General features: G+C 73.3%; 19 protein-coding genes. 5 read left to right on the top strand and 14 right to left on the bottom strand.

What is annotated here, in order from left to right:
- From ASC58_RS07790 to ASC58_RS07750, 9 genes are all read right to left on the bottom strand, one after another.
- Positions 1-252 carry an HGxxPAAW family protein gene (locus ASC58_RS07790; protein WP_056914272.1) on the bottom strand — a complete coding sequence of 84 codons (252 nt, stop codon included), beginning with the start codon at positions 250-252 and terminating at the stop codon, positions 1-3.
- Between the two features lie 49 nt (positions 253-301).
- Complete coding sequence (locus ASC58_RS07785; protein ID WP_056918919.1) at positions 302-901, bottom strand: Trp biosynthesis-associated membrane protein; 600 nt, start codon at positions 899-901, stop codon at positions 302-304.
- Entirely contained in the window at positions 898-2,484 is a 1,587-nt protein-coding gene (locus tag ASC58_RS07780; RefSeq protein WP_056918918.1) for an anthranilate synthase component I, read from the bottom strand. Before ASC58_RS07780 ends, ASC58_RS07785 begins: the two co-directional genes overlap by 4 nt.
- Positions 2,477-2,845, bottom strand: a complete 369-nt coding sequence (gene hisI, locus ASC58_RS07775) for a phosphoribosyl-AMP cyclohydrolase (RefSeq protein ID WP_056914269.1) — start codon at positions 2,843-2,845, stop codon at positions 2,477-2,479. The genes ASC58_RS07780 and hisI overlap by 8 nt, the downstream gene beginning before the upstream one ends.
- Positions 2,846-2,887: 42 nt before the next feature.
- Positions 2,888-3,580: an ergothioneine biosynthesis protein EgtC gene (gene egtC, locus ASC58_RS07770; protein WP_056918917.1), complete on the bottom strand. Its 693-nt coding sequence runs from the start codon at positions 3,578-3,580 to the stop codon at positions 2,888-2,890.
- Positions 3,580-4,893 carry an ergothioneine biosynthesis protein EgtB gene (gene egtB / locus ASC58_RS07765; RefSeq protein ID WP_235529144.1) on the bottom strand — a complete coding sequence of 438 codons (1,314 nt, stop codon included), beginning with the start codon at positions 4,891-4,893 and terminating at the stop codon, positions 3,580-3,582. Before egtB ends, egtC begins: the two co-directional genes overlap by 1 nt.
- Positions 4,886-6,160, bottom strand: a complete 1,275-nt coding sequence (locus tag ASC58_RS07760; protein ID WP_056918916.1) for a glutamate-cysteine ligase family protein — start codon at positions 6,158-6,160, stop codon at positions 4,886-4,888. The genes egtB and ASC58_RS07760 overlap by 8 nt, the downstream gene beginning before the upstream one ends.
- A gap of 189 nt (positions 6,161-6,349) precedes the next feature.
- A complete protein-coding gene (locus tag ASC58_RS07755; RefSeq protein WP_056918915.1) occupies positions 6,350-8,131 on the bottom strand; it encodes an ABC transporter ATP-binding protein in 1,782 nt (593 codons plus the stop codon).
- Entirely contained in the window at positions 8,128-9,996 is a 1,869-nt protein-coding gene (locus tag ASC58_RS07750; protein WP_056918914.1) for an ABC transporter ATP-binding protein, read from the bottom strand. The genes ASC58_RS07755 and ASC58_RS07750 overlap by 4 nt, the downstream gene beginning before the upstream one ends.
- 95 nt (positions 9,997-10,091) lie before the next feature.
- On the opposite strand from ASC58_RS07750, the gene ASC58_RS07745 reads away from it, so the two are divergent.
- A complete protein-coding gene (locus ASC58_RS07745; protein WP_056918913.1) occupies positions 10,092-10,736 on the top strand; it encodes a TIGR03085 family metal-binding protein in 645 nt (214 codons plus the stop codon).
- 36 nt (positions 10,737-10,772) lie between these two features.
- Positions 10,773-11,081 (top strand): DUF1905 domain-containing protein, encoded by a 309-nt coding sequence (locus ASC58_RS07740; RefSeq protein WP_056918912.1) that lies wholly within the window; start codon positions 10,773-10,775, stop codon positions 11,079-11,081.
- Positions 11,082-11,174: 93 nt separating this feature from the next.
- On the opposite strand, the gene hisF is transcribed toward ASC58_RS07740, so the two are convergent.
- A complete protein-coding gene (gene hisF, locus ASC58_RS07735) occupies positions 11,175-11,948 on the bottom strand; it encodes an imidazole glycerol phosphate synthase subunit HisF (RefSeq protein ID WP_056918911.1) in 774 nt (257 codons plus the stop codon).
- A 31-nt stretch (positions 11,949-11,979) separates the two neighbouring features.
- On the opposite strand from hisF, the gene ASC58_RS07730 reads away from it, so the two are divergent.
- From ASC58_RS07730 to ASC58_RS07720, 3 genes are read left to right on the top strand one after another with little or no spacing between them, the layout of a single operon-like run.
- Entirely contained in the window at positions 11,980-12,621 is a 642-nt protein-coding gene (locus ASC58_RS07730) for an AAA family ATPase (RefSeq protein ID WP_235529143.1), read from the top strand.
- Between the two features lie 5 nt (positions 12,622-12,626).
- On the top strand, positions 12,627-13,811 hold the full coding sequence (locus ASC58_RS07725; RefSeq protein WP_235529142.1) for an aromatic acid exporter family protein: 1,185 nt from the start codon (positions 12,627-12,629) through the stop codon (positions 13,809-13,811).
- A 25-nt stretch (positions 13,812-13,836) separates the two neighbouring features.
- Positions 13,837-15,030, top strand: a complete 1,194-nt coding sequence (locus tag ASC58_RS07720) for an MFS transporter (protein ID WP_235529141.1) — start codon at positions 13,837-13,839, stop codon at positions 15,028-15,030.
- Positions 15,031-15,232: 202 nt separating this feature from the next.
- Here the strand turns inward: ASC58_RS07720 and ASC58_RS07715 are convergent, their stop codons facing one another.
- The 4 genes from ASC58_RS07715 to ASC58_RS07700 all read right to left on the bottom strand — a co-directional run bounded on the left by ASC58_RS07715 (position 15,233) and on the right by ASC58_RS07700 (position 19,426).
- The gene (locus tag ASC58_RS07715; RefSeq protein WP_056914260.1) at positions 15,233-15,727 is read right to left on the bottom strand and encodes a PH domain-containing protein; all 495 of its coding nucleotides are present in this window, start codon (positions 15,725-15,727) and stop codon (positions 15,233-15,235) included.
- Positions 15,724-16,569: an ATP phosphoribosyltransferase gene (hisG, locus tag ASC58_RS07710; RefSeq protein WP_056914259.1), complete on the bottom strand. Its 846-nt coding sequence runs from the start codon at positions 16,567-16,569 to the stop codon at positions 15,724-15,726. Before hisG ends, ASC58_RS07715 begins: the two co-directional genes overlap by 4 nt.
- Before the next feature lie 11 nt (positions 16,570-16,580).
- The gene (locus tag ASC58_RS07705; RefSeq protein WP_056918910.1) at positions 16,581-16,844 is read right to left on the bottom strand and encodes a phosphoribosyl-ATP diphosphatase; all 264 of its coding nucleotides are present in this window, start codon (positions 16,842-16,844) and stop codon (positions 16,581-16,583) included.
- A gap of 83 nt (positions 16,845-16,927) precedes the next feature.
- Entirely contained in the window at positions 16,928-19,426 is a 2,499-nt protein-coding gene (locus tag ASC58_RS07700) for a bifunctional FO biosynthesis protein CofGH (protein ID WP_200947786.1), read from the bottom strand.
- Positions 19,427-19,440: the final 14 nt, after the last annotated feature.

The following is a 19,440-nucleotide window of genomic DNA, read 5'->3' as shown; positions in this document are numbered from 1 at the left end:
TCAGCTGACGCCGGAGGTCTTCTGGGAGTCGCTCGTCACCGGCGGGACGTCCTTGGCGCCGAAGCCGGCCATCCCGAGGACCTTGCCCAGGACCACGCCGACGACGCAGACCCCGACGCCGACGAAGAACAGCGGGACGTTCGCGATGGCGACCGCGAGAGCCATGACGGCGGTGCCCACGAGCAGGACCCCGACGGCCGTCCACGCGGCGACGCTGTGGCCGTGGTCTTCGTGGATCTCGTGCTCTGCCATGGTGCGGGACTCCTGGGGAAGTGAGGGGAGGTCGTTCGGAGCCATTCTGTCAGGTGCCTGGCGCGTCGTCGCGCGTGGTGGGGTCGTCGCCGGCGTCGAGCCGGTCCCAGTCGCTGGCCACCCGCTGGCCACGCGCACCCGCCGTCGCGCCCGGGGCCTCGTACCGCGCCCCCAGGCCGCGCCACGACCCCGCGCCGAACCAGCCGCCGACGGCGGCGACGAGCAGCAGCACGCTGGCGACCACGGAGATCCACGGCCAGGACGTCGGGGTGGCATGGGTCTCGATCGACCCGGTCCGTCCGAGCGACCGCGCGGCGACGGCACCGAGGGACTGCGCCGGGTCGAGCGCGATCCGGGCGGCCACGACACCCTCCCCGAGCGCGGCCAGGGCGAGCACGACGAGGGTGATCCGGCGCACGACCGGCCCGCTCGTGGCACTGGCGAGGGCCGCGGCCGCAGCGACGAGCGCCAGGGCCACGACCCCGCTCGCGAGCTCGCTGCCCGTCCCGAGGATGCGGCTCGCACCGAGGACCGGGTCGTCGACGGTGCCGGTCACCCAGGTGCGGCCGCCGCTGGCGAGCAGGACGCCGGCCCCGATCAGGGCGAGCAGGATGACGGTGAGCTTGGACGTCGGTCTGAGGTGCTTCACCGGACGGTCCGCAGGGCGCCGGCGGTGGCGACGGCCCGGAGGGCGGCGGCGGCCTTGTTGACCGTCTCCTCGAACTCCGCCGAGGGCAGCGAGTCGGCGACGATGCCGGCCCCTGCCTGGACGTGGGCGGTGCCGTCCTTGATGACGGCGGTGCGGATGGCGATGGCCATGTCGAGGTCTCCGTGGAAGTCGAGGTACCCCACGACGCCGCCGTAGATGCCGCGGCGGCTGGGTTCGTAGTGCTCGATGAGGCTGAGCGCGCGCGGCTTCGGCGCGCCGGACAGGGTGCCTGCCGGGAACGTCGCCGCGAGGACGTCGTATGCCGTGTGGCCGGGTGCGAGGTCGCCGACCACCGTGGACTCGAGGTGGGTCACGTGGGAGTAGCGGCGGACGTTCATGAACTCGACGACGTCGACGGTGCCGGCCCGGCAGACGCGCTGGAGGTCGTTGCGCCCGAGGTCGACGAGCATGACGTGCTCGGCCCGCTCCTTGGGGTCGGCCAGCAGGTCCTCCGCCAGCCGCAGGTCGTCCTCCGGCGTCTTGCCGCGGGGGCGCGACCCCGCGATGGGGTGGGTGATGGCGCGCCGCCCGGTCACCTTGACCAGCGCCTCCGGCGACGACCCCACGACGTCGTACGCCGTCCCGTCGGCCAGGGGCAGACGGAGCAGGTACATGTAGGGACTGGGGTTGGAGGTGCGCAGCGCCCGGTAGACGTCGAGGGCGTCAGCGGGGCACGGCGTCGAGAACCGTTGCGAGAGAACGACCTGGAAGACCTCGCCCGCACGGATGTCTTCCTTGGCCTGCTCGACCATCTCCTCGAAGTCCGGCTGCGAGTAGTTGCTGCGCACGTCACCCCGGGCCCGGTCGAAGGCCTGACCGTCGACCGTCGACACGGTGCTGGGGGCCGCCGCCGCGAGGTCGCTCGTCATGGCGTCGAGCCGCCCGACCGCGTCCGCCCAGGCATCCTCGACGCGTTCGTCGGTCCCGTCGAAGTTCACGGCGTTGGCGACGAGTAGCACCGAGCCGTCCGCGTGGTCAAGGACCGCGAGGTCGGTGGCGAGCATCATCGTGATCTCGGGGATGCCCAGCTCGTCGGGCACCTCCGACGGGACCTTCTCCCAGTGCCGCACCGCGTCGTACGAGATGGCACCCACCATGCCGCCGGTCAGCGGGGGCAGGCCCTCGATCGGGGCGGTGGCGAGCACGGCCACGGTGTCGCGCAGGGCGTCCAGCGGGCTGCCCGTGGTGGGTACCCCGACCGGAGCCTCCCCGACCCAGTGGGCCTGGCCGTCACGCTCGGTGAGGACGGCACCGCTGGCGGCGCCGACGATGGAGTACCGCGACCACACCCCACCGTGCTCGGCCGACTCGAGCAGGAACGTGCCCGGGGCGTCCTTGGCCAGCTTGCGGTAGACCCCGACAGGCGTCTCGGCGTCGGCCATGAGGCGCCGGACGACCGGGATCACGCGACGGTCACGGGCCAGCAGCTGGAAGGTCTCCAGGGAGGGCCAGGTCGTGCCGAACGACAGGTCGGGGGCGACGTCACCCGCGGGCCGGTCGGCGCCGACGGGTGCCTCAGCCATCGGTGGCCACCACCGCGCCGAGGTCGCCGGCGTCGAAGCAGGTGTGGTCGCCGGTGTGGCACGCGGCGCCGACCTGGTCGACCCGCACGAGCAGCGCGTCGCCGTCGCAGTCGAGCGCCACCGAGCGCACGTGCTGCACGTGACCGCTGGTGTCGCCCTTGCGCCAGTACTCCTCGCGGCTGCGCGACCAGAAGGTCACGCGCCCCTCCGTCAGGGTGCGGCGCAGCGCCTCGTCGTCCATCCAGCCGAGCATGAGCACCTCGCCACTGTCGTGCTGCTGCACCACCGCGGCGACGAGGCCCTGGGCGTCACGCTTGAGCCGGGCGGCGATCCGGGGGTCGAGGGCTGCGGGTGAGGTCACCGGGCCATTGTGCCGAAGCGACGGGTCGGGCGGGTCCGCGGGTCAGCCGCTGGTGAGCGGCGCGACCCGCACGCCCGCAGCGGTGACCGTGACGAGGTGCCGGTCGGGCACCTCCTCCCAGCCGGTGGACCCGTCCGGCTCGCTCGCCACGAGGACGCCGTCGTCGTCATGCCGCACGAACAGCGTGTCGCCCCAGCGCGTGGCGAGCAGCTGGTCCCGTGACAGCAGCAGCAGGTTGAGACGCGCGGCCGGGTCGGCGTCGGCGATGTCGTGCAGGGTGGCCCCCACTCGCTCGGGACCCGCGGCGACGACGCGCGCGGCGAGCAGCGCCGCGTCGCAGGCTGACTCGGCGTCGAGGCTGGGTCCGACGGCGGCCCGGTCGACCCTGCCGTTGTGCGAGACGAGCCACCCGTCGTGCAGGAACGGCGCTGCCGCCGTCGCGTCCGCCGGCATCCCCTCGGTGGCCGACCTGACCGCGGCGATCACCCGGCCGGCGACGAGGTGCGGCGCCATGGAGGCCAGGTTGGTGTCGGACCAGATCGGCTTGTCGGAGCGCCAACGGGCCGCCGCTCCCCCGCCCTCCGGGTGCAGCCCGATGCCCCAGCCGTCGGCGTTGACCGTGCCGTGGGCCTGCCGGCGCGGAGCCCACGACTGCGTGAGCAGACCGTGGTGGGCGTCGAGGACGAGCGACGCCACCGAGCGCGACGCCCCGAACCACGCGAGGTGCCGGCACATCAGGCGTCCCAGGCGAGGCGGACGCCGGTGAAGATCTGCCGGCGGAACGGGTGGTCCCAGTTGCGGAACGACGGCCGCACCGTCGACGCCGCCGTCGCCCACGAGCCACCGCGCAGGACGCGGTAGTCCCCGCCGAAGAACGGGGCGCTGTACTGCGCGTAGAGCATCGGGCTGAACCCGGGCCAGGGCTCGAACGCCGAGGACGTCCACTCCCAGACGTCCCCGACGAGCTGCTCCACCCCGTATGCCGACGCGCCGGCCGGGAGCGAGCCCACCGGTGCGGGGCGCAGGGCTCCGCCACCGAGGTTGGCGAGCTTGGGGCCGGGCGCCGCGGATCCCCAGGGCCAGCGACGACGTCGCCCTGCCTGCGGGTCCCAGGCGCAGGCCTTCTCCCACTCGACCTCGGTGGGCAGCCGCGCTCCCGACCAGCGGGCGAAGGCCTCCGCCTCGAAGTGGCTGACGTGCTGCACCGGCTCGTCGGACGGGATGTCCTCGACGACCCCGAAGCGCACCCGGGTGCCGTCGCCGCGCCATGCCATGGGTCGCTCGAGCCCGGCCTCGTGCCGGTGCGCCCAGCCGCGAGCCGACCACAGCTCCTCGCGGTCGTACCCACCGGCCTCGACGAAGCCCTGCCACTCGGCGTTCGTCACGGGGACGCGGCCGATGCGGAACGCGGGGACGTCGACGACGTGTCCGGGGCGCTCGTTGTCGAGCGAGCTCGGCTCCTCGAGGGCGCTGACCCCCAGGACGAACTCGCCCGCCGGGACGAGCACCGAGCCGGGCGCGACGGGTCGTCCCGGCGGCAGCTGGCGCGTCGGGGTCAGCACCGGGGCTCCCGAGCGCAGCTGCAACGTGGCCAGCATGGTCTCGTCGTGCTGCTCCTCGTGCTGCACCACCATGGCGTAGGGGAAGACGTCGTCCGCCCGCTCCAGCGCGTCGAGCACCCGACCGCGGACCTCGCGCCCGTAGCGGCGGGCCTCGACCGGGGGCAGCAGCGGCAGGCGGGGCCGGATCGCACGGGGCTGGGTGAACGCGTCGTAGAGCGCGTCGACCCCGGCGGGCAGCATCCCCGGACAGGCCGGGTCGCCACCGCGGATCAGCCACAGCTCCTCCTGCTGCGAGATGTGCGCGAGGTCCCAGACGAGCGGGCTCATGATCGGGCTGTGCTGGGCGAACAGCTCGGCCTCGTCGAGCTCGGTGAGCCAGGTCGTGCGCTCACGCGCGAGCTCGAGGTCGCGGGCGACCTCCGTCGCGGTGGGCAGCACCGGGATGGACGGGGTCGGCGCGGTGGTGGGTGCGGACGGGTCAGGCACGGGACATCTCCTCCAGGACGACCGCAGGCCCCCGCCTGCGGAGGTCGTCGACGATGAGGGTGCCGGGACTGCGTCCCGCCACCGCGAGGTCGGTGAGCTCCTCGACCGCGGGCCGGACGCCCTCGGGCACCACGGACAGTGCGGCCTCGAGACAGGTGGCGGCGGCCCGTCCCAGGGCCGGGTCGCCGAGGCCGTCGCTCGCGGCCTCGTGCCACCGGTCGGCCGTGGCGGCGACGGCCCGGTCGACGACGGGGTGGATCTCCTCGACGTCCATCCACGACGTCGTCAGCGCGGCCACGGCGGGCCACCACCGATCGGGCAGGGAGTCGAGGCAGCGCAGCTCCAGCCACCCGCGCAACCGCACGGGCGGGAACAACGTCGTCAGCTGGCGGCGGACGTCGGCGGCCGTCGCCGCCGGCCAGTCGCCGGGGTCGGTGATCCACGCGCGCAACGACGGGGCGGGGCGGTCGTCCGGCACCCCGGTCGCCCGGGGCGGGGCGAGCACCACGGGCGCCTCGAGCGCACGCTCGACCCAGGCGCGCGCCGGGTCGCGGTCGTCGATGGGCCCGGCCCGGAGCTCCCCCAGCCCGGTCCAGGCTCGTTGCCGGGCCGAGTGCCAGCCGGTGTCCTGCCCTGCGAGGTAGGCCGAGCTGCCGCTGATCGCGGTGAGCAGCGGCCCGAGCCGTTGAGCCCGTCGGACGCGGTCGGACCACTGGTCGGGGTGCCCGGGCTGCAGGTTCACCTGGAGGGCGGCGGTGGAACACATCATGGTGGCGCCGTGGTCACGGGTGCGGCCGCTGGCCGAGAAGAAGCGCTCCATCGCGGCATACCGCTGGGCGGGGTTGAGCCGTTGCGGCGGTCGCAGGGGGTCGCTGCCGAGCAGGGCCCACCCGAGTCCCTCGGCGGCCAGGGCTGCGCGCAGGTGGGCGGTGTCCTGGGCCATGGCGACCAGCGCGGTGCCGATGTCCGGGTGTGGTGCGGAGGAGACCTCGACCTGGCCACCGGGTTCGAGGCTGGTGCGCCCACCCGCCGGGAGCTGGGCGCACCGGGAGGCCACCGCGGACAGGACCTCGAACGAGGGCCGGGCCGTGGGGTCGTCCCAGACGACGGCGTGGCCCTCGACCTCGAGGCCCACGGTGCCCACCGGCAGGTCGGCGAGGGCGAGACCCTCGATGAGGGCGCGGGCGTCCTCCAGGCCGATCGGGGTGGAATCGTCCTCCCCGCTCGGATGGCGCGATGCGGAGTGTCGTGCGGCTGTCGTGCTCACTGGTGCTGCCCCTCGCGGTCCGGGCCGGATCCACTCAGGATCCGCGGGTCATCGGGGCGACCGGGCTGTCGACCAGGCCGTCCACCACCCATCATGCAACAGCCCACCGACAGCCACGAGTGCGGACCGTCCCACCCGGGTGTGGACAGCCGTGACCGGCAGCGAACGACCGGCAGCGAGCAGGCCCCGTCAGCCGCGTTGCTGGGCTGACCAGGAGGCGTGCAGCGCGGCATACACGCCGCCGGCCCGCACGAGGTCACGGTGCGGCCCGCGCTCGACGATGCGGCCCTGGTCGACGACGACGACCTCGTCGGCGGCCTCCGCCGTGGAGAGGCGGTGCGCGATCGCGACCGAGGTGCGCCCGCGGGTGAGCCCTTCGAGGGCCCGCTGCAGCCGGACCTCGGTGGAGGGGTCGACGGCCGAGGTGGCCTCGTCGAGCACGAGCAGGTCGGGGTCCGCGAGGTAGGCCCGGGCCAGCGCCACCAGCTGACGCTCCCCCGCCGACAACGACTCGCCGCGTTGCCCGACCTCGGTGGCCAGGCCCTGCGGCAGGCCGGCGAGCCAGGCGTCGAGCCCGAGCTCGGTGATGGCCAGCGTCACGTCGGCGTCCGTCGCGTCGGGCCGGCCGAAGCGCACGTTCTCCCGCAGGGTCGCGTCGAAGAGGAAGCCCTCCTGCGGCACGAGCACCACGCGTTCGCGCAGGGACGAGAACCGCACGTCCCGCAGGTCGACGCCGTCGATGCGGACCGTCCCGTCGGTCGGGTCCATCAGGCGTGTGAGCAGCTTGGCCAGGGTCGACTTGCCCGAACCGGTCTCGCCGACGATCGCCACCCGTGACCGAGGAGCGATGGACAGGCTGACGTCGTGCAGGACGGTGTCGCCGCCGGGGTAGGCGAACGAGACGTCGTCGAACTCGACGGTGATCGGACCGCGCGGCAGCACCTGCCCGGCGTCGCCGGGGTCGGCGACGTCGGCGTGGGTGTCGACCACGCCGATCACGCGGCGCCAGCCGGCGACGGCGTTCTGCAGCTCGTTGAGGATCTCGGTGGCCTGCTGCACCGGCTGGGTGAAGAGGTTGACGAGGAACAGGAACGCCAGCAGCTGCCCGAGGCTCAGGTCGTCGTGCACCGCCTGGATGGTCCCCACGACGAGGACGACGGCCAGCGTCAGCCCGGCGACGAGCTGCCCCGAGGAGAAGGCCACGACCGAGCGCACCTGGGCACCGATCGCCGCGGCCCGGTGGTCCTCGATGGCGGTGTCGATCCGGTGCGCCGTGCGCTCCTCCACGCCGTAGGCGCGGATGGTCGCGGCACCGACGACGGACTCGGAGACGGCTGCGAGCAGGTCGCCCACGCGCTCGCGGACCTTGGTGTAGGCGCGGCCCACGATCGCCTGGAACCGGCGGATGACGAACAGCAACGGCACGAAGCAGAGCCAGACGACGGCCGTCAGCAGCGGGCTGTAGAAGAGCATCAGGGCCGTGGCCACGGCGATCTGGCCGAGGCTGAGGATGAGGATGATCCCGCCGAACTGCACGAACTGCGAGATCGTGTCGACGTCGCTGGTGACGCGGCTGACCATCGACCCCCGGCGCTCGGTGTTCTGGGTGAGCATCGAGAGGTCGTGGATGTGGCGGAACGCCCGCAGCCGCAGCGTCGCCAGCCCCGCCTCGGAGGCGCGGAACAGGCGCACGTTCACGGCATACGCGGTGACCGCTGTCGCGGCCACGGCGATGAGGGCCAGCAGGACGTACTGCGTCACGAGACCGGGGTCCGGGCCGTTCTTGCCGAGCAGCCCGTTGTCGGTGGTCTTCTGGACCACGAACGGGACGACGACGCGACCGACCGTCGTGACGGCGGCGAGGGCGAGGGTGACCCCCAGGCCGCGGCGCAGCTCGGGCGAGAGGTCGAGCCCACGGCGCAGGGTCGCGAGCGTGCCGAGGCCCGAGGTGGCGTCGATGGAGGTGCTCATGGTGCGTCCACCCCTTCCTCGGCGCTGTCCACGTCGGCGGCGAGGGCGGCCTCCTCGTCGGCGATGACCGCGGCGCGCTCGGCGGCCTCCCGCGCGTAGGCGGTGACGAGGCGTTCGTAGCCGGCGCAGCGCGCCTGGAGCTCGCGGTGCGTGCCGTGGTCGACGACCCGGCCCAGCTCGATGTAGACGATCTCGTCGGCGAGGGTGATGGTCGACATGCGGTAGGCGACCACGAGGACGGTGGTGCCGGCGCTGGACCGGCGCAGGCCGGCCAGGATCGCCTGCTCCACGGCGGGGTCGACGGCACTCGTCGCGTCGTCGAGGACGAGCAGCTGGGGGCGACGGATGATGGCCCGGGCCAACGCGATCCGCTGACGCTGACCACCGGAGAGGGAAGCGCCACGCTCGCCCACCCGGGTGTCGAGTCCGGAGCCGAGGGCCTGGACGAACCCGGTCGCCTGGGCGACCTCGATCGCGGCCCAGACCTCGTCGTCGGTGAAGTCGAGGCCGAGCGTGATGTTGCCCCGCACGGTGTCGTCGAACATGAACGTCTGCTGGGGCACGAGCGCCGCGACCGACGACACCCCGCCGCGGGCGACGCGACGCAGGTCGGTGCCGTCGAGGGTGACCTCGCCACGGTCGGGGTCGACCAGTCGCAGGGTGAGGTTGGTCAGCGTCGACTTGCCCGACCCCGTCGGGCCGACGAGGGCCACCGTGGACCCGGCGGCCACGTCGATGCTGACGTCGTGGATGGCCTGGAACTTCGACTCCACGCCGTGCTCGTCGACGATGTCGTAGGAGTAGTCGACGTGGTCCAGCCGGGAGCGCGCCGCGCCGGTGCGGACCAACGACTCGTCGCCGAACTCCAGCTCACCACGGGCCTTGAGGACGGCGTCGACACGGTCCCAGCCGACGACGGTGCGCGGCAGCTCCCCGAGCACCCAGCCGAGCGCCCGCACGGGGAACGCGAGCACCGAGATGAGGTAGGCCACCTGGACGACCGCCGCCGGCTCGAGCACGCCGTTCGCGACCTGGTGCGCGCCGACGACGAGCACCGCGAGCGTGCCGAGCGTGGGGATCGACTCGATGACCGGGTCGAACGTGCCACGGGTGCGGCCGACCTCGACGTTCGCGGCCTGCAGGCGGCGGGTGACCTCCTCGAAGCGTCGCGCCTCCTGCTCCTCGCGACCCATCGACTTGACGATGAGGGCGGCCTCGAAGCTCTCGTGGGCGACCTCGCTGACCTCGGCCCGCAGCTGCTGCGCGCGCGACACCCGGGGGGACATCGAGCGCTGGAAGACCATGTTGGCGAGGAACAGCGCGGGGAACACGGTCAGGCCGATGATCGCCATGACCGGGTCGACGAGCACCATCTGCACGATGCCCGCGACGAGCATGATGATGACGCCGAGCGCCATGGGCAGCGGGGCGAACACGTTCCAGGTCGCCTCGACGTCGGCGTTCGCGTTCGACAGCAGCTGCCCCGACGGGTGGCGGTGGTGCCACGACAGGGGAAGACGCAGGTACTGGCGGGTGACCTCGCGGCGGTACCCGGCCGCCACGTTGTACATCGTGTAGCCGGCGGCGACCCGGCGGATGACGACGCCGACGACGTTGACGACGACCACGCCGGCCACCCAGCCGAAGATCGTCCACAGCTGGGCACCGGTGACGCCTCCGGCAGCGACCGCGGGCTGGATCTGCTCCCGCGTCACCTTGCCGATGGCCCAGGCGGTCAGCACGGTCATCACGCCGTAGAGGGCGCTTCCGGCCACGGCCAGCCCGAACCAGCGGGGCTCGCGGCGGATCCCGACTCCCACGATGCCGAGGCTGCGGCGCAGCGACGGCGCGGCGTCGACGGACACAGGGAACCTCCGGGTGGTGCACGAGTGGGAACACCGAAGCCTCTCACGCGGCACCGACTGCGCCGTCGCCGACCGCCAGGACGCATGATGGGCACATGACCCACCTCGCCCGCCTCGAGCGCGACGCCCTCTGCGACACCTTCCTCGCGACGGGGCCGGACGCACCGACGTTGTGCTCCCCGTGGACGACGGCCGACCTCGCGGCGCACCTCGTCATCCGGGACCGGCGCCCCGACCTGTCCCCCGGGGTGTGGGTGCCCGCGCTCGCCTCCCGGCTCGAGGAGGGACAGGCCGCGTATGCCGCGAAGCCGTGGCCCGAGCTCGTCGACCTCGTCCGCTCGGGTCCACCAGCCTGGTCACCGGTGCGGCTCCCCCGGCTCGACGACGCCGTGAACCTCGTGGAGTTCGTGATCCACCACGAGGACGTGCTGCGCGGCGACGGGGCCCGCGGCCCGAGGCGCACGATGTCGTTGCGGGAGGAACGGGCCGTGTGGGGCTCGCTCAACCGCCTGGGCCGGCTGCTCTTCCGCCGCAGCCCCGTGGGCGTCGTCCTGCGCGATCCCGACGGCAGGTCCCTGCACGCGCGTTCCACCACCGAGCTCGGCACCGTCGTCCTCGAGGGCTCGCCCGTGGAGCTGCTGCTCGCGGCCTACGGCCGTCGCCGGGTGGCCGAGGTCGAGGTCACCGGCAGCGACGAGGCGGTCGAGGCCCTCTGGGGCGCGCAGCTCGGGCTCGGCTGACCGGCCCCTGACGGGGGTGCGGCCTACCCTTGACCCATGGGCGAGCAGGTCGGGTTCACGGGGCCGCTGTGGGAGTGGGGTGCCCGCGACAGCTGGTACTTCGTCACGCTGGACGACGAGGCTGCCGAGGTCGTGCGCGAGCGGCCCCGACCACCGCGCGGGTTCGGGTCGGTCCGGGTGCGGGCCACGGTGGGAAGCACGACCTGGACCACCTCGATCTTCCCGAGTGCGGGGGCCGGTGACGAGGACGGCTCGTACGTGCTGCCCGTCAAGAAGGCCGTCCGTGCGTCCGAGGGCATCGAGGAGGGCGACCCCGTCACGGTGCGCCTCGAGCTGCTCGACTGAGGCGATCCGGCGCAAGCTGCTCGACTGAGGCGATCCGGCGCATCTTGCGCCGCCGCCCACCCTGCGGGGGCACGTGGCCGACGGCCGGCGGCTTCAGCGGACGGCGAGACCGTCCGCGCGCAGGGCGTCCTTGACGTCACCGATCGTCAGCTCCCCGAAGTGGAAGACGCTGGCGGCCAGCACGGCGTCCGCGCCGGCCCGCACCGCCGGGGCGAAGTGACCGACCTGCCCGGCTCCGCCGCTGGCGATGAGGGGGATGGAGATCTCCGGTCGGACCAGCCCGATGAGCTCGAGGTCGAACCCGTCCTTGGTGCCGTCGGCGTCCATCGAGTTGAGCAGGATCTCGCCGGCACCGAGCTCGGCCGTGCGGGCGCACCACTCCACCGCGTCGATGCCGGTGCCCTGCCGACCCCCGTGCGTGGTCACCTCGAAGCCCCCGGTCAACGCGCCCGCCTCGTCCCGGCGGCGCCGGACGTCGGCCGACAGGACGAGCACCTGCGAACCGAAGCGGTCGGCGATCTCGGCGATCAACTCCGGTCGCGCGATGGCCGCGGTGTTGACCCCCACCTTGTCCGCGCCGGCGCGCAGCAGCCTGTCGACGTCGGCGATCGTCCGCACTCCCCCGCCGACCGTCAGCGGGATGAACACCTGCTCCGCGGTGCGGCTCACCATCTCGTACGTCGTCTCGCGGTTGCCGCTGCTGGCCGTCACGTCGAGGAAGGTCAGCTCGTCGGCGCCCTGCTCGCCGTAGAGCTTGGCCAGCTCCACGGGGTCCCCCGCGTCGCGCAGGTTCGCGAAGTTGACGCCCTTGACCACGCGGCCGGCGTCGACGTCGAGGCACGGGATGACCCGGGTGGCGACACTCACCCGGGAAGGCTACCGATCTAGGGTGGGGCGCATGTCAGGCGGCCGCGAGATGGACGGAGTCGACCCGGTCGACCGCATCGTCCGGCGGGTCGCCGCGAGCCGACCCCGTTGCGGGGGAACGCGGCTCGTCGCCGTGGACGGTCCGAGCGGTGCCGGGAAGACGACGCTGGCGGCCGAGGTCGCGGACGCGCTCGGCGCCCCCACGATCCACATGGACGACCTCTACCCCGGGTGGGACGGGCTCGCCGCCTCCACCGAGCGCGTGCGCGAGTGGGTCGTCGACCCCCTGCTGGCAGGACGGCCCGCCCGCTACCGGCGGTGGGACTGGTCAACCGGCGCGTACGCGGAGTGGCACGAGGCCTCCGGCGACGTGGTCGTCCTCGAAGGGTGCGGGTCGGGCGCCCTGCCCGGCGGCGAGCTCCTCTCAGTGCTCGTGTGGGTCGACGCCGACCCGGCCCAGCGCCGGGAGCGCGGACTCGCCCGCGACCCCGGCTACGCCGAGTTCTGGGACCGCTGGGCCGCCCAGGAGCAGGCGCTGTATGCAGCGGACGGCACCCGGGCACGCGCCGACCTCCACGTGGACACCACGGTGGGACTCGACGCGCCCTCGGACCCGGCGCAGCGCCATACTCGGCCCATGTCCTCCCCCGCCGTCGACCGCACGAACGGCTGACGCGGGTGAGCCCCGACGGCATCACCCGGGCCCGCGCGCGGTTCCGGCGCGGCGCCGCGCGCACGCGCACCCCCACCTCCCAGGACCTGGCCCGCGCCGCCGCCCGCTCGCGCCAGGAGGCGAAGGCACGCACGGCCCGGATGGTCAGCCGGCTCTTCTTCATCGTCCAGTGCGGCCTGGGCGCCGCGGCTGCGTGGTGGGTCGCCTACGACCTCCTGGGCCACGCGCGGCCGTTCTTCGCCCCGGTGACGGCGATCATCTCCCTCGGGCTGTCGTACGGCCAACGGCTGCGGCGGGTCGGCGAGGTGATGCTCGGCGTGGCGGTCGGGGTGTTCGTCGGCGACGCGTTCGTGCACTTCTTCGGCTCGGGCACCTGGCAGATCGTCGTCGTCGTGGTCCTCTCGATGAGCGTCGCCGGGCTGCTCGGCGCGGGCATGCTGCTCACGACCCAGGCGGGCGTGCAGTCGGTCATCGTCACCACCCTCGTCGCCGACCCCGGGTACGCGTTCACCCGCTGGCTCGACGCCGTGGTCGGCGGGGTCATCGCCCTGCTCTTCACCCTCGTGGCCCCTGCGGCACCCCTGCGCCGCCCGCGGCAGCAGGCCGCGCTCGTGGTCGCCGAGATCAGCGAGATCCTCACCGACACGGTGCGGTCCCTGCGCGAGGGCGACTCCGACCTCGCCTCGGCCACCCTGTCCCGGGCCCGCGACTCCGAGTCGATGCTCGACGAGGCCCGGGCGCTCTCCGCCGAGGGGGTCGCGGTGGTCCGGCTGTCGCTGTTCCGACGGCGGCACCTGCCCGGGGTGCTGGCCATCGCCGACCTGCTCGAACCCCTCGACCGGGCCATCCGCAACCTGCGCGTCCTGGTCCGCCGCGCCGCCATCGCGACGTGGCGCGAGGAACCCGTGCCCACCGCCTACCTGCGCCTGCTCGAGGCACTCGCGGAGACGACCACCGACATCTCCCGCGAGCTCGCGGAGCGCCGGCTGCCCACCCACGCCCGGGTCGGTCTGCACCGGATCGGTGAGGCCAGCGCGGTCCTCGACCCGTCGTCCGGCCTGTCGGGCGAGGTCATGCGTGCCCAGATCCGCTCCATGGTGGTGGACCTCCTGATGCTCACCGGGCTGCCCCTGGAGGAGGCCCGCGACATGGTGCCGGAGTCCATGACCCACACCGCGGACGAGAGCTGACCGCCGCCCTGACAGACTGGCGCCGATGACTGCGCGACGACACCACCTCCCGCCCCTGTGGCTCATGGCTCTCGGACTCGTCGCCGTGGCGGTCAACCTCCGCACCGCGATGGCCAGCGTCCCCCCGGTCGTCGCGTCGATCGGTACGGACCTCGGGCTGTCCAACGCGGCCCTCGGCGCCCTCACCACGCTGCCCGTGCTGTGCATGGGGGCGTTCGCGCCCATGGCCCAGCGCGTGGCCGCACGCATCGGTGCCGCGGGCGCGATCGAGCTGTCCGTGGTGTGCGTCGCGGTCGGCCTCGCCCTGCGCTTCGGCGGGGGCCACGTGTGGCTCCTGTATGCCGCGACCTTCGTCGCCGGGGTCGGCATCGCCATCGGTGGCACGCTCCTCCCGGGGCTGGTCAAGGAGCTGTTCCCGCCCGAGCGCGCCGGACTGGTCACCGGCCTCTACATGCTCGCCATGATGGGTGGCGCCGGCGCCTCGTCGGCCCTCTCGGTGCCGCTGCAGGGCTGGCTGGGTTCGTGGCAGGCCTCGCTGGGCTCCTGGTCGCTGCTGGGACTCGTCGGCGCGCTCGCCTGGATCCCGGTGTGGCGCGGACACACCCGTCACCGTGCTGCCAACCCCGTCGTGGTGACCCCCGCCCGGCTCCCGTGGAAGCACCCCACCGCCTGGCTGGTCGCGGCCTACCTGGCCGTGCAGTCGATCGAGTTCTACTCGTCCCTCGCCTGGATCGCCCCGACGTACGCGAGCCGTGGCTGGGACCCGACCCACGCCGGGTACCTCCTCAGCGCGTTCACCGCGGCCCAGCTCGTCTCCGGGCTGCTCGCCCCGGCCCTGACCGACAAGGTCCACGACCGCAGGGTCCTGCTCGTCTCGTTCTCCGTGCTCGGGCTGCTCGGCCAGGCGGGGCTGTGGCTCGCGCCCGGTGCGCTGCCGTGGGTCTGGGCGGTCGTCCTCGGGCTGGGGCAGGGTGCGGCCTTCGCCCTCGGCCTCGTGCTCATGGTCGACTACGCGGCCACGCCCGCGGCCAGTGCACGACTGGCCGGGATGGCGTTCCTGTTCAGCTACGGCCTGGCCTCGCTCGGCCCCGCGACCATGGGTGCCATCCGCGATGCGACGGGTGGGTTCGACGGAGTGTGGATGTCATTGACCCTGTTGATGTTCGCGCAGGTGGCCCTTGCGTTCGCACTGCGGCCGGGACTGCGCAGGGTCGACTGATCGCGGTCGTCATCGACGGGTCACCGCGTCGTCCTGGAGCTGCTCGGCCTGGGTGCGCACGGCGACAGTCTCACCGCGGACGGCTGGTCAGGCCACTGATTTACGCGTCCACGTCGACGCACCCCACGACCGGGGGCCGGGTGGCGCCGGCTGGCGCCGGGTGGCGCCGGGTGGTGCCGGGTGGTGCCGGCACCGACGGCGCTCAGTCGACGGTGACGTCCGGGCTCTTCGGTGACGGCCCGAGCGCCTGGACCAGGGCGGCGAGCCGACTCGCCTCGGAACGCCCGAGCTCCGCATCGGCCTTCTGGATCGCCATGATCGCCAGCGTGTCGGTGTCGTCGAGCTCCACCGTGACCCACGGGTCGCCGCCACCGAAGCGGACGTCGACGATGCTGCGCCACGGCACGACACGGGTCGTGACGAGGTTGCGGACGGTGATGCCGTCACGGGTCGGCACTGCGCGGATCGAGGCGAACCGCCAGAGCAGCAGGGCGATCGCCACCCCGACCCCGGCGAAGAAGACCTTGTCACCGGTGCGCCAGGTGCCGCCCTGGGCCGGGCCGGGCAGGAAGACGGCGATGAGCCCGAACAGCAGCAGGGTCGCGGCGGCGAAGCCGAGCGCGACGGCCCGTCCGCGACGCGGCTGGAACACCGCGAAGGCGGTGGCCTCGTCGCGGTCGTCCCGGCGCTCGCTCACAACCGGCACGCGGCGATGTCGGTCACGAGGATCGCCCGCGCGCCGAGGTCCCACAGCTCGTCCATGATCGCGTTGGTCCGTGACCGCGGCACCATGGCCCTCACGGCGGCCCAGTCCTTGTTCTGCAGCTGCGACACGGTCGGCGACTCGAGGCCCGGCGTGATCGCGCAGGCGTCCTCGACGAGGTCGACGGGCACGTCGTAGTCGAGCATGACGTAGTGGCGGGCGGTGATGACCCCCGTGAGCCGGCGCCGGAGCACCTCGACCGCCGCGGTCTCACCGCTGCCCTCGCGGCGGATCAGGACGGCCTCGCTGCGCAGGATCTCCTCGCCGAACACCTCGAGTCCCTGCTGGCGCAGGGTGGTGCCGGTCTCGACGACGTCCGCGATGACGTCGGCCACGCCGAGGGTGATCGCGGTCTCGACGGCCCCGTCCAGGCGGACGACCTCGGCACTGATGCCCTGACCGGCGAGGTGCTTCTCGACCAGGCCGGAGTAGCTCGTCGCGACGCGGCGGCCCGCGATCTCCTCGACGGAGGCGCAGGTGCCGGGCTTGGCGGCGTACCGGAAGGTGGACCCCCCGAAGCCCAGGGTCATCACCTCGATGGCCGCGCTCCCGGAGTCGAGCAGCAGGTCCCGTCCGGTGATGCCGCAGTCGACGGTGCCGGAGCCGACGTACACCGCGATGTCACGGGGGCGCAGGTAGAAGAACTCGACGTCGTTGTCGGCGTCCGTGAGGACGAGCTCCTTGCTGTCACGACGGACGCGGTAGCCCGCCTCGCGCAGCATCTCGACGGAGGCCTCGGAGAGGGAGCCCTTGTTGGGTACGGCAATTCGCAGCATGGCGGTGGTTCCTAGAGGTGGGTGTAGACGTCGTCGAGGCTGATGTCGGAGGCGATCATGAGCACCTGCAGGTGGTAGAGCAGCTGGCTGATCTCCTCGGCCGTGCGCTCCTTGCCCTCGTGCTCGGCAGCCATCCAGACCTCGGCCGCCTCCTCGACGATCTTCTTCCCGATGGCATGCACGCCGGCGTCCAGCTCACGGACGGTGCCCGAGCCCTCGGGCCGGGTCACCGCCCTCTCGGCCAGCTCGGCGTACAGGTCGTCGAAGGTCTTCACGCGTCAAGGGTACGGGTGGCCGTCGCACCGACCGAACCCGGACCGGGTGCCGGAACCGGCACCCCGCCGCCACCCGCCCGGGCTCAGGCAGGGACGGTGCGGGAGGGGGCGCCATACGTCGTCGTGCGCTCCCGCACCGGACGACCGATGCCGCCGGCGATCTCGGTGAGCTCGGCAACGGTCTTGGCGGACCCGTGCTCGGAGCCGGCCATCCGGCTGATGGTCTCCTCCATGAGCGTCCCACCCAGGTCGTCGGCACCGCCGGTGAGCATCGCCCGGGTGCCCTCGACGCCGAGCTTCACCCACGACGTCTGCACGTGGTCGATGCGGCCGTGCAGCATGAGGCGCGCGACGGCGTGGACGGCGCGGTTGTCGCGCAACGTGGGCCCGGGTCGGGCGAGGCCGGCGAGGTAGACCGGGGCGTTGGTGTGCACGAAGGGCAGCGGCACGAACTCGGTCAGCCCGCCCGTGCGGTCCTGCAGCTCCTGCAGACGGCGCAGGTGGCCGACCCAGTGGCGCGGGTGGTCGACGTGGCCGTACATCATCGTGGAGCTGCTGGGGATGCCGAGCTCGTGCGCGGTGGCCACGATCTCGAGCCACTGGTCGGCGGGCAGCTTGCCCTTGGTCAGGACCCAGCGCACCTCGTCGTCGAGGATCTCGGCGGCCGTGCCCGGTATGGAGTCGAGGCCGGCCTCCTTGACCTCCTCCAGCCAGGCACGGGCCGAGACCCCCTGCTTGGCCGACGCGGTGGCGATCTCCATGGGAGAGAAGGCGTGGACGTGGATGCCCGGCGCCGCGGACTTCACGGCCCGGACGATGTCGGCGTACGCCCCCGCCTTGAGGTCGGGCGAGATCCCACCCTGCAGGCAGACCTCCGTCGCGCCGAGCGCCTGCGCCTCCGCGGCGCGGGTGCCGACCTCCTCGAGCGAGAGCGTGTAGGCGTCGGCATCGGTCTTGCGCTGTGCGAACGCGCAGAACCGGCAGCCGACGTAGCAGACGTTGGTGAAGTTGATGTTCCGGTTCACGACGTAGGTGACGTCGTCACCGACGACCTCGCGTCGCAGGTGGTCGGCCAGCGAGGTGAGGGCCTCGAGGTCCGCGCCGTCGGCGGTGAACAGCGTCAGGTAGTCGGCGTCCGAGAGACCGGCCGGGTCCGACTCGGCGCGCGCCAGGGCGGCGCGGGCGTCACTGGGCAACAACGTCGCGGACCCGTCGATGCGCGTCGCGACCTCGCTCCAGTCGCCGTAGACCTGGTCGAAGTCGCTGCGCCGGTCGGCGGTCCGACCGGTCGTGTCGATGCTGGCGTGCAGGTCGGTGCGGCCCGTGCCGGCGCCGAGGTCGGCGACACCACCGTCCGGTTCCTGCCACGGCAGCCCGGTCGCGACGGCGCCCTCACGGGCGAGACCGGTCACCGGGTCGGCAAGGGCCTCGACATGGGGGCGGACGCGGGGGTCGAACCACGGCTCGTCACCGGACAGGCCTCCGCGAACGAACCGCGGGTGCGCCGTGAGGCGCTCGGCCAGTCGCAGCCCGGAGTCCGCCGTCCACTGCTCCAGCCGCTCGATCTCGGGCCAGGGGCGCTCGGGGTTCACGTGGTCCGGCGTGACCGGCGAGACACCGCCCCAGTCGTCGACACCCGCGGCGAGCAGGCGCGCGATCTCGGCTGGTTCGGACAGGTTGGGCGGGGCCTGGACCGTGACGGTCGGGCCGAGGAGCAGTCGGGTCACCGCGATGGTGGCGAGGTACTCCTCCGCCCCGAGGTCGGGGGTCGACCGCATCGCCGTGTCGTCCTTGGCCCGGAAGTTCTGGACGATGCACTCCTGGACGGTGCCGTACTCCCGTGCCACGTGGCGGATCGCCAGGATGCTGTCGACGCGGTCCTGGGCGTCCTCCCCGATGCCGACGAGGATGCCCGTGGTGAACGGCACCCCCACCCGGCCGGCGTCCTCGAGCACCCGCAGGCGCACCGCCGGGTCCTTGTCCGGCGACCCGAAGTGGGCTCCCCCGGGCTCCTCGAACACTGCTCGCGACGTCGTCTCCAGCATCATGCCCATCGACGGGGCGACCGGCTTGAGTCGCTGCAGGTCCGACCACGACATGACGCCGGGGTTGAGGTGCGGCAGCAGTCCCGTCTCCTCCAGCACGCGGATCGACATCGCGCGGACGTAGGACAGCGTGTCGTCGTACCCGTGGGCGTCCAGCCACTCCCGCGCCGCCGGCCAGCGGTCCTCGGGCCGGTCCCCGAGGGTGAACAGCGCCTCCTTGCAGCCCTGCGCCGCCCCTGCCCGCGCGATGTCGAGCACCTCGTCCGGTGAGAGGTATGGCGCGGGGAGACGACCCGGGACGGTGGCGAACGTGCAGTAGTGGCAACGGTCGCGGCACAACCGGGTGAGGGGGATGAAGACCTTGCGCGAGTACGTGACGACCCCGGGTCGACCCGCGGCGGCCATGGCCGCGTCACGGACCCGGCTCGCCGAGGTGAACAGCTGCTCGAGGTCCTCACCGCGAGCCCCCAGCAGCACCAGGGCCTCCGCACCGTCGAGGGCCTTGCCGTCCCTGGCCCGCGCCAGGGCCCGTCGCATCGCGTTGTCGGTCA

It is taken from the genome of Phycicoccus sp. Root101 (assembly GCF_001426245.1).
Taxonomy (GTDB): domain Bacteria; phylum Actinomycetota; class Actinomycetes; order Actinomycetales; family Dermatophilaceae; genus Pedococcus.
The sequence above is the reverse complement of the archived record's forward strand: the minus strand, read 5'-3'. Positions and strand labels throughout refer to the sequence as shown.